Origin of the sequence: Heyndrickxia sp. FSL W8-0496, assembly GCF_038007825.1 — a bacterium.
Lineage (GTDB): Bacteria > Bacillota > Bacilli > Bacillales > Bacillaceae_C > Heyndrickxia > Heyndrickxia oleronia.
The window spans coordinates 3033316-3050798 of the sequence record NZ_JBBOXX010000001.1; the positions used below are offsets into that span (position 1 = coordinate 3033316).

At 28.3% G+C, this 17483-nt stretch carries 13 protein-coding genes and 1 pseudogene; 1 reads left to right on the forward strand and 13 read right to left on the reverse strand.

The genetic code is table 11. The annotated features are described in order from the left end of the window. Positions 1-3 precede the first annotated feature (3 nt). The 11 genes and pseudogenes from NST63_RS15325 to NST63_RS15370 all read right to left on the reverse strand — a co-directional run bounded on the left by NST63_RS15325 (position 4) and on the right by NST63_RS15370 (position 12333). Entirely contained in the window at positions 4-1413 is a 1410-nt protein-coding gene (locus NST63_RS15325) for an ABC transporter permease (RefSeq protein ID WP_341042835.1), read from the reverse strand. 1894 nt (positions 1414-3307) lie between these two features. After that, positions 3308-3883, reverse strand: a complete 576-nt coding sequence (locus tag NST63_RS15330) for an SCO family protein (RefSeq protein WP_341042836.1) — start codon at positions 3881-3883, stop codon at positions 3308-3310. 685 nt (positions 3884-4568) lie between these two features. Next, a pseudogene (locus NST63_RS15335) lies at positions 4569-4721 on the reverse strand (YneF family protein); the annotation flags it as partial. Positions 4722-5004: 283 nt separating this feature from the next. Continuing rightward, on the reverse strand, positions 5005-6936 hold the full coding sequence (locus NST63_RS15340) for a hypothetical protein (protein ID WP_341042838.1): 1932 nt from the start codon (positions 6934-6936) through the stop codon (positions 5005-5007). After that, positions 6924-7454: a hypothetical protein gene (locus tag NST63_RS15345; protein ID WP_341042839.1), complete on the reverse strand. Its 531-nt coding sequence runs from the start codon at positions 7452-7454 to the stop codon at positions 6924-6926. Before NST63_RS15345 ends, NST63_RS15340 begins: the two co-directional genes overlap by 13 nt. A gap of 2 nt (positions 7455-7456) precedes the next feature. Then, positions 7457-8698, reverse strand: a complete 1242-nt coding sequence (locus tag NST63_RS15350; RefSeq protein WP_341042840.1) for a hypothetical protein — start codon at positions 8696-8698, stop codon at positions 7457-7459. 479 nt (positions 8699-9177) lie between these two features. Further along, positions 9178-9363: a hypothetical protein gene (locus NST63_RS15355; protein ID WP_341042841.1), complete on the reverse strand. Its 186-nt coding sequence runs from the start codon at positions 9361-9363 to the stop codon at positions 9178-9180. A gap of 233 nt (positions 9364-9596) precedes the next feature. Beyond that, on the reverse strand, positions 9597-9698 hold the full coding sequence (locus tag NST63_RS27790) for a putative holin-like toxin (RefSeq protein ID WP_436580157.1): 102 nt from the start codon (positions 9696-9698) through the stop codon (positions 9597-9599). Between the two features lie 101 nt (positions 9699-9799). After that, on the reverse strand, positions 9800-10465 hold the full coding sequence (locus tag NST63_RS15360; RefSeq protein ID WP_341042842.1) for a restriction endonuclease: 666 nt from the start codon (positions 10463-10465) through the stop codon (positions 9800-9802). A gap of 25 nt (positions 10466-10490) precedes the next feature. Continuing rightward, positions 10491-10763, reverse strand: coding sequence for a hypothetical protein (locus NST63_RS15365; RefSeq protein WP_341042843.1), 273 nt, complete (start codon positions 10761-10763; stop codon positions 10491-10493). A gap of 241 nt (positions 10764-11004) precedes the next feature. Continuing rightward, positions 11005-12333: an HNH endonuclease gene (locus NST63_RS15370; protein ID WP_341042845.1), complete on the reverse strand. Its 1329-nt coding sequence runs from the start codon at positions 12331-12333 to the stop codon at positions 11005-11007. 315 nt (positions 12334-12648) lie between these two features. On the opposite strand from NST63_RS15370, the gene NST63_RS15375 reads away from it, so the two are divergent. Next, positions 12649-14379, forward strand: a complete 1731-nt coding sequence (locus tag NST63_RS15375) for a zinc-ribbon domain-containing protein (protein ID WP_341042847.1) — start codon at positions 12649-12651, stop codon at positions 14377-14379. Positions 14380-14541: 162 nt separating this feature from the next. Here the strand turns inward: NST63_RS15375 and NST63_RS15380 are convergent, their stop codons facing one another. Further along, positions 14542-15372, reverse strand: a complete 831-nt coding sequence (locus NST63_RS15380; protein ID WP_341042848.1) for a nuclease-related domain-containing protein — start codon at positions 15370-15372, stop codon at positions 14542-14544. 132 nt (positions 15373-15504) lie between these two features. After that, the gene (locus NST63_RS15385; protein WP_341042850.1) at positions 15505-16656 is read right to left on the reverse strand and encodes a restriction endonuclease; all 1152 of its coding nucleotides are present in this window, start codon (positions 16654-16656) and stop codon (positions 15505-15507) included. Positions 16657-17483 lie beyond the last annotated feature (827 nt).

A 17483-nucleotide genomic window follows, 5' to 3' on the forward strand; every position in this document is an offset into this window, starting at 1 on the left:
TTTTTATTTCTTTTTATGTAATGATTTTAATGCATTACGGAACTCATCGTCGTCCATTTCCTGCTTCTCCTTTTGTTTGCCTTTTGCTAGATGGCTTAATGCTTGACGAAACTGTTCATCTTTCTCTCCAGTATGGTAAATCTCCCTATTCTCATGATTATGTGATTTATGAGGAATTTCATTCTCTACCTCTACTCCAATTTTCTTTCCACTTTCAACTGGTTTAACTTCTTTATATTTCTTAATATTAGCAATGAATGTAATAAGAATCGCTAATGTCAAAACAAAATAGATGGAAAGTGCACCTAGGGCTTGACCAAGGCCTGCTTCTAATCTTCCGTCATAATAAAGCAAAGCCCTAATACCGTCTACAATATATCGTGTAGGTAAAATATTACTGAATAGTCGATGGACAATTGGTAGCGTTGATAATGGAAATGCTCCACCACTCGAGAATATCCCCATAAAATTCACCGGGAACATTACTAACATTCCCCATCCACCTAAAAATACCGCTATCGTTTTAAATAACAGAAACATGGTTGTACAACTAAAAAAAGTAAAGAGGAATATCGCCCAAATGCTTGAAGCATGTGCACTTCCAAAGATTCCAAATACCCCTAGTTGAATAAATATTGACACACAGAATGTTAATATGAACCCAAAAATTATTTCTGAAGTAAGGACTTCAGATTCACTTAATGCCGATCCTCTTTTTTTCAAAGTACTATTACTGCGCAAAAGATATCCATGAATCATATTTGCTCCTAACATCCCAGTAATGGAGGATATAAGAGCCATAACAAATGGTGTCATTCCTTTATTAAGATTAACCGGCAGCCCCAGTACATTTGTTGAAACAATCTTCACTGGATTGTCCAATAGTGAAGCATTCTCCGGCGCTAAGCTCATTCCTTTTTGCAGCAGTTCTTCTTTAAATTGGCTGCTAATTTCTTTTGAGGTAGATAAAGCAACAGTTTGAAGGGTGTTACTTGCAATCATAGTGGCAGTTTGTCCAATCCCTTCATTTAATAAAACTTCTAAATCAGCTGGTTGACCATTCGTAAGACCAGAAAGAAGGGTATCATGAACTTCACCAAGATTTTTAGAATAATCTGAAGGGATAATTAATGCTCCATAAGCTTTGTTATTTCTTATATCGTTGAATGCATCTTCCCTATTTTCGTCTACCTTCCATTTAAAAGAGTTACCATTTTGTTTTTCGATAAGATTTAATAGTATAGCATCACCAATTTTTCCTTTATCTTCATTTACAATAATTAGAGGTACATCAGACATGTTTTGTTTTGCACCTTTAAATATTGGCAGATATACAAAGACCATGACTAGCATTAATAAAGAAATTAACCAAATTGGAAACCAAGAGGAGCTTAATTTAAACAATTGATTCACGATTGAATTCCCCTAACACCGAATATATTTTAGTCATGTTATTATGTCCATCTTGTTCGTGATTATTAGGATTCAAAAAAAAACGATTGAATTAAAAGGAGAAGTGTTGGTAACTCTCTTCCTTGCACCGCTACGTCTAAAGCAGTGAGGCTGACTCCAGTTCATTCATTAAGAAGTAAAAGAAGGGATTTTTTTTTAACCAATTATTGATATAGCCATAGTCGCATTACAGTGAAATACATAATCGAGGATAAAAGTTAAATTATTAACAGTTCAGTGCCAGATGAATAATATAGGGTTTTAGACTGGTGCGTTTGAAAAAAGTATCACTCATATCGAGGACTAGTAAGCAGTATTGTGCCTATTAAATAAAACGTGACTTTTACAACTTCTATACTAAAGAAGAAATGGATGTAACTGAGTTTTATTTTCATGGAGAGAAACTATATTTATCCCCAATTCTAGATTTATATACTTTATGGGGTTACTTATCAAATACACTCCCTAAATGAATAACTGTTGCCATTGTCCTAAATACCTATACCTTGATCGATTAATCACACAAAAAGGAATAAATAAGCCTAATAGTTTAAAGGCAATTTTTCTATTATTCCTGAACAGGAGAAAGCGAAATTAGCTTCGAAACTACTTTGGGAACGATGTTTAGTAAATAAAAAATTAGATAAACAAAAGTGGAGCTATGAAAGCTCCATTTTTTATATAGTTAGTTCTCAATTTTTATTTGTTATGTTCTTAATAACCATATTATCTTTGCTAATTCTACTAAAATTATTAATTCTTTTATTATTCTCTAGTTTTTGAGAGCTTAAAAAGAATTTCTAAAGATGGGTTATATTTAAATTCCAATGGACACCCAAATAATAAGAAATTTTATCTGATTTTTTTAATTATCTATTTTTTTATCAAGTTCATTGATGTTAGTCCAATCTTTGAAATTGAATGATTATATATTATTCTTCTATTCTTATTTAAACCATACCAAACCCATGTAGCAGTATGACCCTCCATGGTGTTTGGATTATCAACGACAACTTCTTATACATGGATAATAAAATTATTGCCTTCGTCGTGATCATGCTTAATATCTAATATTGTCTCACTAAACTTCCGCTTGTTTATTAATTTTAGTATTTTTTTACTTTTGTTATTATTGTGATATTATCTAATATGAGGGGTGGGGGTGAGATTTTAATGCATTATTTTTCTGAAGTTTTTTATGGGAATCTAACAATTTTTGTTCTATTAGAATCTCTTGTATTTGGTATGGTAGTTTCACTATCTATTTATTTCTTTTCTAAGAATAAATGGGGAAGTATTCTACTGAGTGTTCCTTTAAGTGCAATTTATCTTTACATGATATATCGCTATTCTTTTCATTTGTACTTTATTGCTATTGAGCTTTTAATGCAGTATGCTTTAATAAATATAATAAGTATTGTAGCAAATCAAAAGAACAAAAAATAGATCAATCTTTTTAATAAAACTAAAGGAGTACTTTAACTCCTTTTTTATTTGCAAACATATACAAATAAACGGTCATGAATTCAAAAAAGTTCATAAAAAAAGAGTACATTCAATTACACTCATTCCAAAATAAAGTAATAAATAATTATCTTAAATTTAAGAGGATAATAAGCTAAAGTAATTACCGCTGCCATTGTAACAAATATCCATTGCTTTGTTTGTATCGATAACATTTTTTCTAGATAATCCCGGAAAAGGAATGACTATGCCTAGCAGTATAAAATCAATAAAAATCACATAAGTTCTTTCAAATTTATTTCCGACTCTTCTATCTTAATTTTGAATTTCAACATGTTTTTAGCAAGAATTCTTTTAAAATTTAACCCTATTGGAATCATTTTGTTTATTCTTATTGTCGTGACAATGCTTTTATATCTTTAACAATATTGTCAAAGGGTACATTGTTATTTCCATCATAACTTTTAACTACAACTCCTTTTTTGTTAATTAAATAAAACTGATTACTATGTATTACCTGTCCATTTTCCGGTTTATTTGCAATAGTTTTGAAATTCTTCAAAGCAAAGTCTTTTATATAATCCTGTGAGTATCCACTTAACAAATACCAATTATCAGTATTCTCTGTAAACTTCTGTACATAAGAATTTAAAATCTCAGGGGAGTCCACTTCTGGATCAACACTAAACGAAGCGAAGTTTACTTTTAAATTCTCTTCCTTCACCATTTCTTGAATTTGTGCCATATTTGCAGTCATCTGAGGACAAAATGTAGCACAACTGGTAAAAATGAAGTCTACTAGCCATATATCTCCTTTTATATCCTTTAATTGAAAATCTTTATTATTCTGGTCTTTCATGTGAAATTCAGATAATTCCCAATCCATATCTCCTTTAAAATTACTACATCCTATTATTGCAAATATGGTTAATAAAAATAAAATGTATAGGATAGATTTCTTAATCATTGATCACACTACTTTCATTCTTTTGTTATACTCACTTTAACACAATTCGTAATAGAGTTTTATGTTATAAATAAGGCTTTTCCTTTAAGTGATCTATAAATTTTAGAATAATAACTATCTATTTATATTAATTTTTTATGTGTCCCACGTTCAATTATTTTTCCTTTTCTTAATATTATAATTTCAACAGTTAAATGTGCCAAGTTAGAAATATAGATAATTGATGTTTCTTTTGAGACACTCGATCCTTTGCTTTATACCTTCTCTTATGTATTTTTCATTCCTGGTTTTACATTAATTAATGAAATCTATTAAATACCTCTGATAAGTTAAACATCTGTTTTTATAATTGTTAAGCTTGTATTCTAAAAGTATCTAACAATGCTTGGAGTAATCTATTATATTGTCTCAAAAGGTTTTATTTTCCAATTTATTATTTACACCTTCTGCTAAACAATAATAATTATATCCCTTCATTACCTCTTTAAGTAACATAAAAAGACCGCTCCTTTCTAGTTAAGTTTCTAACCGAAAAGAGTGGTCTCTTTACAAATGTGAAAGTTAAACCATTTATACCTTAATAATTATGGAGAAAAATTCACTAATTCATAATATTGATTTCAATAACCATCAATATAAAATTTATGATGTCACTGTTACCCTATGTATCCAGGGGTTTTAGGTCCTACTTCATTTGCTGTTTATTCATAGCATTCATCATCTGATTGATTTTCTTTTGCGATGGTTTCATGCCCATTTGTGTCATCATCATTTTAAGCATTTGTTCATTGATTGGTGGATTTTTCTTTAAATAGTTCATCATATATTTACGAGCTAAGCTATTTAAAGGAAGCCTTAATCACTCATTTTCAGCAATTTATCACCAAATTTTCGGTCACATTTTCTTTGAGAAAAGTTAACCATATTTTAGTACAGTATGTCAAGGAAAGTTTAACCAGTTTAAAAGATTTTGGTTAAACCTTCACCCTATTTTTGGGTAAAAAATGAATTAGTAATTATCACTTCTAACAAAGCGAATTTTTCATGGTTTAACAACTACCAAGAAGAATACCTCTTAGAATAGTATTATTACTTCCAACTACATATCTGTATATTTTTTTTTAACACCGTATGCTTTTTCTTTTTAGAAGTTTGTCTTCTGAAGATAAATAATCAATTAAAAACTCGTTTTGCATCTCTTCTTCGTATTCATCATATCCACTTGTAATTAGTATTTGACAATCTGTATCTTTAAATTCCTCAATATAAGTGAATAATTTTTTTAAATGCGGAATTTCAATTCCTTCAGCCTTTAAAGTATCTATTATTAAAAATTTTGGGAAAGCGATTTGATAATCTGGATTTAATGATAGTTTAAGTAAAGATAAATAAAAGAATAGTCTTCTTGGTACATTAAAACTTTGCTCTTTATAATGACCAATAAACGGATAATAATTTCTGTCTAATTTAACTATATATTCGTTTTCACTAGCATCAAAAAAATCTCTTAGATATTCACTATATATTTTTTCAAACTGTTCTATATTATTTTGGAACATATTATCTTTTTCTTCTTCTAATTGATTTAAACGCTCTCTAGTCTTTTGAATTTTATCCTCTAACCCACTAATTATATTTTTAGAATTATTTATATCTTTTGCCTTCTCTTTTAATATCGCTAATTCAGAAGCAGTTTCTTTTAAAGGGATTATTTTATCAGTAATTTCTTCAATAGCAGAAACATTTGAGTTTACTTCTATATCACCTGTAATTGCTTTAACTTCATTAACTAATGTTTCTATTTGTTTTTTTGTATTTTCGATAATTTCATTTAATTGAGCATAATCTTTTCTATATCCTTCAATGACTTCAATGATTGTTTTTAAAGATTTTACCTTTGACTTTAACAACTGGATATATTCCTTATCAGAATATATAAATCTGGAAAAATCTAAATGATTATTGGAACCACAAATACATTTATTTTCATCTAAATCAACTTTTTCTAAACAAAATGGACATTCTTCGTTATTAATTAAATCTATATACTGTGCGGTAAATAAAACTTTGTCTATATGTTCAATTTCACTTGTTAAATCATCTTTAACTCTTAATGATTTTGATAAACCTTCAGAAATTTGGTTTAGCTGGTACTCATAATTTTTTAATTTATGTGTTTCAATAACAATATTCTTTTGGACTTCTTGAATTCTTGAAACTACTTCTTCACCAAAATGCCTCTCCTTTTTAATATCTTCTCTTATATTATTTAATCTTTTTAATTCAGTTTTCGTAGCTATCAATTCTTCATTTATATTTTCAATATCATGTTTTCTTAATTGTTTAAGTATTTCATGTTGAATTATTTCAATAGATTTTAATTTTTGTTTCTCTATTTGTAATTCTTTAGTTAACTTTTTTAATTCAGAGTACTTTTTATAATACTCGTCATTATAACCTGACATTAATACTTCAAAAATACTTCTTTTCATAATATTACTGTTCTTAAAATAATCAGAAGGTTGTATTCCAAATTCACTAATTATCTTTTTATTTTCAGTTAATTGGTCATAATAAATATATCTAAATAGGTCATCAATGTTTAAGCGATGAGTCGTATTATTTTGTTCTATCTCCACAAATTCAATACCTAATTTATTCATTATCCAATCAGAAAATGTCATATCTTCTTTTTGATAAATAAAGCCTTTTCTATACACACTATATGTTGTATATTCTTCTGTTTTAAAATCATAAACACTAATAATGTTTTCGCCGATTTGTCTTTTTAATATAAAATTTTCACTATTAATACTTATACTTAACTCAATAATTTTATTGGAATCTTGCAAAATTTCATTTATAGGCTCTTTACTACTCTCTTTAAAAAATTCTACATCAATACCTAAGCAATAAACAATTAGGTAGGTAAAAGTAGATTTTCCATTCCCATTATCCCCCACCAACAAATTTAAACCTTTAGTAAATTTTTCATTACTATAAAAATATGTATCTCCTTTATATTTTAAAGAATTAATTACTATTGCTCCCATATCGCTACCCCATTTGCTTTAAAAAAGTTATCTACGAAAGTCATATAATTTAATCTTTTCAAAGACCTGACCTTTCCTTTAATGTTAATGATTCGTCTATTTTCTTTTTCAAATTTGGTATCTTGAATAAACATATTAATAGTTTCATTTTCCAACAAATAGATATTAACTTTATTGTCTTCAACATCAATTTTAATGATATTTCTTTTTTCTAAAATTAATAATAAGTATCTAATTAGAGTTATTGTTTCTATCGCATCATAATATATTCGGTTTAACTCTTTAATAATATGTGCATTTGGCTTTATATCATTTTTGTAATAGTTTAATAAAAGCTGTGTATTTTTCTCATTAGATATAATTGGGATTAAAAAGATTAGCTTTCTATAATCTTTAAAGCTGCTTTTATCAGTTTTACAATCTAACACAGATAAAATTAGAATTAAATTATAAGCTAGAAAATATAAATCTTCGCTATTATTATATAAAAGTCTCTTTTCCTTAAAATTATCGTTCATTTTTACACCTCATCAAACGAATAAAAACATTCATCTATTAATGACATTGCTACTTTTTGAACTGTAATATCATTTTTTACTCCATAATTATAATCTTTCTTCAATTGCTTAAGGTCTGCGACTACATATTCTCTTAATTTTCTAATAACTCCATTCAAATGTTCATATGTGAAACTTTCAATGTATTTAAATTCTTCATCGAAAAATTTCCCCATACTTTCATAAACTCGATATTTTAGAGAATTAATCTGCCTCTTATCAAATCGCTTAATTTCATCCTTTACTGTTGCAGCATCTCTAGTATATCTTTTTATTGTTTTATCTTTAAATTCTGGACATACTGTAAGAATTTTTTCTTTTAAATTCCTAAATACTTCTCCTTCTAATTCATTTTCAACATCATCCCAATATGGATAGATTTCATCTATCTCTAATTCACTATTCATACTTTCTGTTTCTTTATAAATAATTCTGACTGAATCTACATTAATGATTTTTTGCGTCACATGTTTTTGCGTCATACGTTCATCTATAACATCTAATAAATTTCTTTTAATTAGATTCTCTTTCCCAAAATGTTCAGTGGAGAAAAACTGACATTCTTTAATTTCTTTATCTAGCTCTTGAGATAAGGTTTCTAAGTCACTTTCATCAAATTTAAATGATATTTTCTCTAAAAACTCAACCCATTCATCATTTGCCATTTTTTTTATTGTTAAATAATTTATGTGATAAGTTTCTGGTTTATCTTCTTCAATACTATATGTTTCTTGATATGTATGAATTAAATATTTAGAAATAAAATTTACAACATCGTCATTAAAACTCTTTTCCACCAAGTACTCAAGAATAGGCTTTTCTAATACATTTAGTCCTAGTTTAGTTAGTTTCCTTGTTTGATTTTCACTAACATAGCTAGTATTAGTAAAAAAAATAAAATTTATATACGGGTCTTTTTTTAGTTCAATATAATTGTCCAAAAAATTAATCATAGTTTTTAGAATTTCAGAGGAATTGAATGAAAAACCCTTCTCATATAATTTATCTTGTTCAAGATGTTCGTGACCTTCGTCATCAATAAAATGTCCATCTTCTCTAGACTCTGGAAGTGCAATTATATTGTTTTTGCTATTTAATTTTATTAATTGCAACATTTTTATTGCAACTCGAAATTTTTGATATCTAAATCCTTTATATTTATCACTTGCATCTCTATTAACGGTTTCAATATTAAAATCTCGCATACAATTCACCTTTCAAAAAACATATATACATATTTCACTACATGTTACTATTATTTATTAGCCTTCCTATCTATTCGATATAATTGTTTTAAAGATGGCTATAACGATGGCTTTATATAGATGCCTTTTGCTGTAATCCGATTGGAACAAAAATTTATAAAATATGTTCTTCTTATGTTTTTAATAAAGTTACGCAAATTAAATTTCCAGTTAACGAACACTCTAATACCACAACCAAGAAATATATGTAAATTAACTATAACATTTTCCATAAAAAAAAGGATATAAACATGTAGTTTATACCACTTAATTATATCGTACAACTGTTTAAATGCGTCATTGCATAAGAGCATTATAAGCTCCTCACTAATTTGCCTAGCAGTGCCTATGAATAGACATGGGTGTAACTTGATATAAGTCTGCAAACAAGATAACTTTTGATTTTAAAGGTAAAATGAGGATTATAAAGTTGAGATATTTCACATATCCTTTAAATTACGCAATGTTTTATCGTAATTTTCAAAAAGAAAATCAAGTGCTTCTTGATTTAAAGTTTTATCATCTTTTACAAAAATAAATTTTTGAATCAATTGTTTTAATTCTAATAAATGTTCTTCAGGCAAATCATCAATAATTTTATTTATTTCTTTCCTTATTGAAGACAAATACAATCACCTCGTTTTTTAACTATCTGTTAATAAAAGCCAAACATAAAGTTATTAAAAACCTACCATATTTTATTAGTTTGCTTTTTCATTTTTATATTCATACTACTCAGGTAACCGTTACTTTACATTTTTTCCAAATTATCTTATAATTATTTTAAGAAGAGCAGTGACCTAGTATTGAAATAAAAGAAAAACCTATCCTTTGAATACTTTGGTCGGTGTAGGGTAGGTTATTTCTTTTTTATCATAATGATAGAATTAACTAAAACGAAAACTGAAACGACTAATGATGAAAAGCTTATCATAATTGTTAGTCCTTCATATACAGTCATATGCGAGGCAGTATACTTATGATATAATATTGATAAATAAATTCCACTTATAAACCCCAACAAGGTTATCCCTAAAATTAACTCATAAAATTTATAATCTGCTATTTCTCATTAAGTAGTTTTCTTCTTGCCTCTTTTTGTTTCCATTTTTCTATATGGTTTTCTACCCAATGTATATCTTTACATTTAATCTTAAAATCATCTGCTTGCTTTAATGCTTCTTTTGTATAAGTCGAAGTTGTAATAAAAGTTGCCAAAATACAACCATGATTCCTCTTCGATGAATTTAATTCTCTTATATCTTTTACAGTGATTTTATTTCCAGAATGAAAATAATGTTTTATTTGAATAGCCTCATCAGTTTGATGTTGACGATTAAAAATAATTAAATCTACACCACCATCAGAACCCTCCGAAGTTTCTCTTGGTTTATATCCTCTTGCCTTGTAATAAAGGAAACATAGCCGCTCAAATTCTCTCCATGAAAGCTCATTTAGAGGTAACTTTAAAATAATATTATCGGAACGTAAGAGCTTATCATTTTTAACGTTTTGCTTTTGTTTCTTATCTTTCTGTTTAGATTTTTGAGATTTTGCAACAGGAAGCAGCATTAATAATATCCCTTCAACTAAACATACCGTAATAATGATTCCCAACAAAATATAAATATTATTACTTTTAAAAACTATACAATAAAAATACAAAGCGACTATTAAAAATAATCCTGCTACTAAATTCGCTATCGATTTTCTTTGTTTTTTAGTCATATTATTCACCTATGTATTATTACTCTTAAATTTCACTACTCTTTTGATGTTCATAACAATAAACACTTCCATTAAATGGTTTTTCATTTGATAAGCAAAACTGCTTTACTTTTTCTGATACTTCCTTACCACAAGTTTTACAAACCACTCCCGTCTTTTTATTTTCGGATTCCTCCTCATTTCTATTTTCTTTTAACATTTGTACATGCTTCTTTCTTATCTCCGAACCTGTTATATTAGCTTCATATAATTGATTGTACATATGTAGAATTTCTTGTTCTGTAGTATCTATCCACATCTAAGATTTCCAAAGAACGAAAACGATAATTACCATTTACTTTTTCAAATTCTGCCCAACTTGGATTTAAACTAACAGTAGCGACTTTTGCACTTCTAAACCTCCCAAATGCAATTATAGCGGTGCTACCACTAACTATCGTACAATTTTTACGTTGCTCTTCTCTTAGTCGTTCCTTAATAATCAGTTCTAATAAGATGCTCCCCCATTTAATATAATAAATCTATTAACTATTATTAAGTTATTTATAATAGTTTAATAAATTTTCTTTTGTTAACTTAATTCCACATTTTTCAAGCCTAGAAATTCTTTCTTCATATAATGCGATTAAAATATCCTCTTTCTCTTCAAATACAGCATGATGCACTTTTTTATGACAAAGAGGGCATAGTGAAAAAATATTTGCTTCAACATCCAAGCTATTTTCAAACTGGTCTTGGAACTCCATAGGAATCAAATGATGTGCTTCAACATAATTTTCACCTGTTGTATTGGATTTAAAAAAGATATGGGACTCATCATATTCACACCTATACTTTGCTAATATTATTGCATTCCTTGAAACGATAGGATTTCTTTTCCACTTTGTTAATGGAGTTATTTTGTGAGTCCATTTGTTTATTTCTTTAGGTTTATCAATTACTATGTTAGAACAGTCAGCATTTGTTTTCACAATTTCTTTTTGAAATGTTTCTTCATCAATGTCTTTATCAAGTACATATCTAATGTTTTTACTTAATAAAAGCTTACTCAGTAATTCGTACATATTAACATCTAATTCTTGTAAAGATTGATTAAAACCTTTAAATTGCCCCCAAATAACTTTTATCTCCTCAGATGTAATTGGAGTAAAAACAGCTATAGATTCTGGAATAAAACTATATGCTCCTTTATATCCTCCCTTTTTTTCCTCATCATACCTTATCTTTTTTTCAAGGATAGCAGAAGCAATAACATGTGCCTGATATTGAAATAGAACAAGCGTTCCAGAATCTGTATTCATTCCTTTCTTAAAATTGTATTTTCTATTTGGAAGTACATTGACAAACCATTCCTGTAAAAACTCAATTGATTTCCCAGTAAACTCTGGGTCAGTTTCAGACATTGGTAATAGTCTAATTGCAGGTATGGTAGCTATGTCATTTGTAGAGGTATTTAGTCTAGACTCATTGAGTAAATCTTCTATGCTACGATACCTTATTTTCAAAGGATTACCTTTAGATTTTTCTCTTCTAAAAGGAGAATACGAACAAACGGCAATCATTTTACTATATTTATTAAAGGCATCCCCGTATTTATCACCAAAATACCTTAACGCTTTCTTTCTGGTTGAATGTTCCCCTTGCATTTTTTCTAAAGGATATTGTAAATGTAGGTAATCTAATTTATCCCTAATGGATAGTAAATACTTTTTAGAGCCTACTTTAAATTCCCAAATTTGATATTCAGCATCTACTTTTTCTTCAGCAAACATCTTTTTAAAATCCTTATAACTGTACATTACATGTAAATCGTCGTTAATCAACTCGATTTTTGGAAAATCGTTGTGAAAACCTAAATTACTATGCAAAACTATCCCTCCCTTAAGTCATTTAGTTTAAATTCTCTAGTTAACAAGCCATATTGTGGAAATTATAATGATATACTTATTGTAACAAACCAATTATCAAATATAACTTTTTATCTTATCGAATTAGTAAATTAACTAAAATAATGTTTGCCATAACGATAATTCATTGGTAAAAAGGGCAAGGTGGGAGTATATTGGCAACCTTTACAACAATATACGTAATGACTCTTGTTATAATAAAATAATTGAAGGAAGTAATATATTGGATGATTCACCTATTAAAAGCTAGTCGCTACTTAAAAAGGCGGTAATTAGATGACAAACACACTTACTATCGATGACATGAGACAATTTGCCATTAAAAAAGGTGGTTGGTGCTTATCAGAAGAATACGTTAATCAATCAAACTATTTAATATGGAAATGCTCAGAAGGACATGTATGGGAAGCAAAGTATAAGCGTATTAGAAATGGCAGTTGGTGTCCTATTTGTTCTCGTAAAAGTAGAAGAGGAAAACAACGTTTAAATAGAACTATCGATGATATGAGACAAATAGCAAAAGACCGTGGAGGAGATTGTCTCTCGGAAACATATATTAACGTTTCTACCAAACTTTTGTGGAAATGTAAAGAAGGGCATACTTGGGAAGCTCCACCAAGTACCATTAAAAAGGGCAGTTGGTGTCCTATTTGTTCTCGCAATAGTGAGACTAGAAAACAGAACTTAAAACTAACCATTGATGATATGAGACAAATTGCTAAAGAACGTAGTGGAGATTGTCTCTCAGATATCTATGTTAATTCACATACTAAGCTTCTTTGGCAATGTAAAGAAGGACATACTTGGGAAGCCATTCCAAGTAACATAAAAAAAGGCAGTTGGTGTCCTACATGCTCAAAAAAAAATAATGGGAGTTATTTACGCTATGATATGGAAAGACTTCATCAAATCGCTAAATCTAAAGGTGGTATTTGTTTAGTACAAGAGTACACATCTTCTGAAATAAAAATACCATGGAAATGTAAGGAAGGACATATCTTTAATACTCGACCATCTGAAATTGTTCAAGGTACATGGTGTCCCTATTGTGCTGGACGGTTCAATCATTCCATTGAGAAAATGCATAATATAGCAAAGGAACGTGGTGGGCAATGTTTATCTAAAACCTATAAAAATGTATTCTCAAAACTATTATGGGAATGTGCAAACGGACATCAATTTTATGCCATTCCAAAACATGTTTTAAATGGGCATTGGTGTCCAAATTGTAGTATTTATTTAAACGAACAACGGTGTCGATATATACTCGAAAAATTATTTGATGTGAAATTCATTAAAGACCGTAATATTCTAGATGGCTTGGAACTTGATGGATACAACGATGATTTAAAACTTGCCTTTGAATATCATGGACAACAGCATTACGAACACGTTGACTTTTTTTATTCTCGTGGAGATGTTAATTTAAACGATAGAATAGAAAGAGATAGATTCAAAGAGGAGCGATGTAGAGAATTAGGAATTGAGCTTCTGATTATTCCTTATACAATTGAAGCCGAGAATCATATTTCGTTTATTGTAAATGAAATTACAAAAAGAGGTTTTGAATTCAAAGTGAACCCTGATGATATAACATTTGATAACTTTTACCCTACCAAACAGGAACTAAAGGACATACAGGATATTGCTGAATCAAAGGGAGGTAAGTGTTTATCTGATGTTTATATTAATGTTGATACTAAAATGGATTTTGTTTGTAAAAATGGGCATTATTTTTCAACAACTCCATGGCGGATAAAATTAGGAAACTGGTGCAGGAAATGCTTTGAAATAGAACGGGCTGGAGCTTCTCAACGCCTTGATTCTAATGAAATGTACTTAATTGCGAAAGAAAAAGGTTGGGAGTGTCTTTCTAAAGTATATAAAAACGCTAGAACAAAACTTACTTGGAAATGTGCAGAAGGTCATATATTTGAAAGAACTCTTTCACACGTCAAAGAAGGACGTGGATGTCCTTCTTGTAATAAGCGTAAACGTAATACTTAATCTACTACGTTAAATTTATTTTGTATTTATGGAAATAAATTGATAAACCTACTTCCATTAAAATATCTACAGGATAATAAAATTTTAGAAGAAGAAATATTGATACATAGAAATTCCTATCGTTTATACTTATATGCACTACAAAAAAGTAAATCAACCTCATCATTTAGTGATGAGGTTTTGATGTTCATAACAATAAACATTTCCATTAAATGGTTTTTCATTTGATAAGCAAAACTGCTTTACTTTTTCTGATACTTCCTTACCACAAGTTTTACAAACCGCTCCCGTCTTTTTATTTTCGGATTCCTCCTCATTTCTATTTTCTTTTAACATTTGTACATGCTTCTTTCTTATCCCCGAATTTGTTATATTAGCCTCATATAATTGATTGTACATATTTAGAATTTCTTGTTCTGTATATATTTCTGATTTATGTTGAAGCTTTAGAACATTTATCTTTCTATTAATAAATTCCGACAACTCAATATCATAAACAATCAAATCATTCGATTGTATCTTTCTTAGCTCCTCATTAACTTTAAAAGTGCTTCTTTTCGTAAAGGAAACTATCGACACAAGATTACTGTCATCAAGTTTTTTTAAAATGGATTTAATAGCTAGTATATGCCCGTAATTTTGATTAAAAGGATTTAGCATTGGAAACTTACCATTTACCGTCCATTTCGCACGTCCCCTATTTCCATAAATTGTTCCAGTGTAATTCTTTGTTTCAATAACGAAAATTGCATATGGACTAAAAACTACATGGTCAATTTGAGAGTATCCTGACTTTGCTTTAGGGTTTGGAATTAGGATGTCGCTTATGTATTTACTATTTTTAGGAAGCTGGTCTAATTGAATATTTATTTTATATTCTCCTAAGTCTCCAATTCTATTAGAAGTAATTTTCGGTTTTAGGTCAATTTTATTTTGTAAATGCTTATTTTGTTCATCCTTATTTGAAATTTTTTTTAATAGTTTAGATAGCATTTCGAATTACTCCCTTATTGTTGGCTGTCATTTATCTCTATCAATTATATCGGACTATTTTTAAAAATTAAAATAGCACACAGTTTTATTAATTTAATATATATAGAATAATAAATAGGTATGAACTTACGATTATTCATCTTTAAAATAATCAAAGTCAATTCCTTTCAGAACGATAGTATTATTAATTTCAACACCAACATTATAATCAATCATTAATTTTGATAACTCTTTTCCATCAATTAATATGATTTTTTTAGATTCAAGTCGATGTGCATAGTTTTTTGCACCCTCTGTAAAATATGAAGTTGTAATAAAGACTCCCTTCCTTGCACCTTTTGCATCCAATGCACCAGAGAAACTCTGGACTACCTCTCTTCCAACAGATTTATTTGATGCCCATTTCTTAGCTTGCACATAAATATTTTCTAATCCTAATTTATCTTCTTTAATAATTCCATCCAAACCACCATCATTACTCCGTTGGGTTACTTCACCATCACCGTAACCCATCGCTGTTAATAAATCTACTACTATATCTTCAAACTTTTTCCAATGAACATTCATTAATTGCTTCAATAAATTATCTGATAGTTCATTTTTTAATTCTTCTATTTTTTCATTAACGACAGTTAAAGGGTCAACAACTTTTTCTAATTCATTGATTTCATTTTCAATTTCTCTTTGAGTATCATTTAAAAGTCCTATTCCTTCACTTGTAATTTTATAAGTTAATTTACTAATTTCTTCGACATAACCTTCCTTTTTTAAACTATATCTGACACTTCTTATTCTTGAAAGAAGAATTGAATCACTCTTATTTTCATAGCGCATTAATCTTTGGTCTTCAGTTAAATTTAAGAAATGAACTAATTTTTCTGTAATCTCATGCGCAGAATAGGAATTACCATCTTGTATCATTTGTAGAAAAGGAATTAACAAGTTCCTATTTGAAGGAATAGTATCAGCTATATTTTCATTATAAGATTTATTTGATTCATTTTTTTCATATTTACTTTTTATTTCCATTGCATTTTTTTTAACTTTTTGAATACCTTCTTTTTTTAAAATATCCTTAATTTCCAGCATAGTAAATCCTTCATTACTAAAATTTTTAAGAAGTTTTACTATTTGTAATGATTCCGATGTATACAATTCTTTATTATTATATTTAATAGTCGGTATATATTCTTTAAAATATTTAACCCATCTACGCCCATTTGCTTCAGACCATCCAACTAGTTCAGACATTTTAGTTTTTGTTAAATACTTTTCTTTGACCAATAGATTCACTACCTACCTTTTAAATTTATTGATAATTTAAACATTAATATTCTTCAATTAATTTTAACACAATTATCCAATTATAAATTTTCTAATTTAATACAATATATTGCAATTGATAAAAAAAAACACTCACAATTCTCATGAGTGCCTATTGTTAATAATTATAGTTATTTTTCAATCTTTTACATGATTCTCAGCGCAATAAATATACCCATTAATTCTCTGCCTTTTCTCTACAAACTAAACTGGTTCACTTTTTTCAGCCACTTCTATACCCAAACATTACTTTTCGCAAACTGTTTTCTTACATTAGTATCATCTTCATACAACTTTGCTTCAACAATTCCGAAAGTATAGCTTTCATACTGTATAAACCTCGAAATCAAATAAATATTCCCACAATATCTTCTTGCCAAGTAATATAGAAAATAAATTCATTCAAATTCTCTTCATGAAATTAAATTTAAAGGTAAATTTAAAGATAATTTTACTCAGAACGTAAGATTCACATACTTCTTTTCCATATACATTACATACCGTTTTTTATTTATTTTACATGTAATAGATTCAAATTTATCAATTACAAAACTATAATACAACTAAAAGCAAAAAACCAAGGCAACTCTTTAAAATAAAAGAATTGCCTTTAATGGTTTCGAAACACTAACCGATTCACATCATTAGTCGTTTCAATATTCGTTGTAATAATTACTAACGTAAGATAAAAAATAACCTGTCCTAAATAAAGTTGTTAGAATAGATTTTCTTTTAATCATTACGAATTACTACTGCACTTTACAGTGTAACTATTATTATTATAACCT

Bases quoted from the DNA above. Each gene is read 5' to 3' on its own strand.
- NST63_RS15360 (WP_341042842.1), bottom strand. From the start codon at position 10,465: ATGACTAAAAAACAAAGAAAATCGATAGCGAATTTAGTAGCAGGATTA.
- NST63_RS15340 (WP_341042838.1), bottom strand. From the start codon at position 6,936: ATGGGAGCAATAGTAATTAATTCTTTAAAATATAAAGGAGATACATAT.
- NST63_RS15375 (WP_341042847.1), top strand. From the start codon at position 12,649: ATGACAAACACACTTACTATCGATGACATGAGACAATTTGCCATTAAA.
- NST63_RS15350 (WP_341042840.1), bottom strand. From the start codon at position 8,698: ATGCGAGATTTTAATATTGAAACCGTTAATAGAGATGCAAGTGATAAA.
- NST63_RS15365 (WP_341042843.1), bottom strand. From the start codon at position 10,763: ATGTGGATAGATACTACAGAACAAGAAATTCTACATATGTACAATCAA.
- NST63_RS15380 (WP_341042848.1), bottom strand. From the start codon at position 15,372: ATGCTATCTAAACTATTAAAAAAAATTTCAAATAAGGATGAACAAAAT.
- NST63_RS15345 (WP_341042839.1), bottom strand. From the start codon at position 7,454: ATGAACGATAATTTTAAGGAAAAGAGACTTTTATATAATAATAGCGAA.
- NST63_RS15330 (WP_341042836.1), bottom strand. From the start codon at position 3,883: ATGATTAAGAAATCTATCCTATACATTTTATTTTTATTAACCATATTT.
- NST63_RS27790 (WP_436580157.1), bottom strand. From the start codon at position 9,698: ATGACTGTATATGAAGGACTAACAATTATGATAAGCTTTTCATCATTA.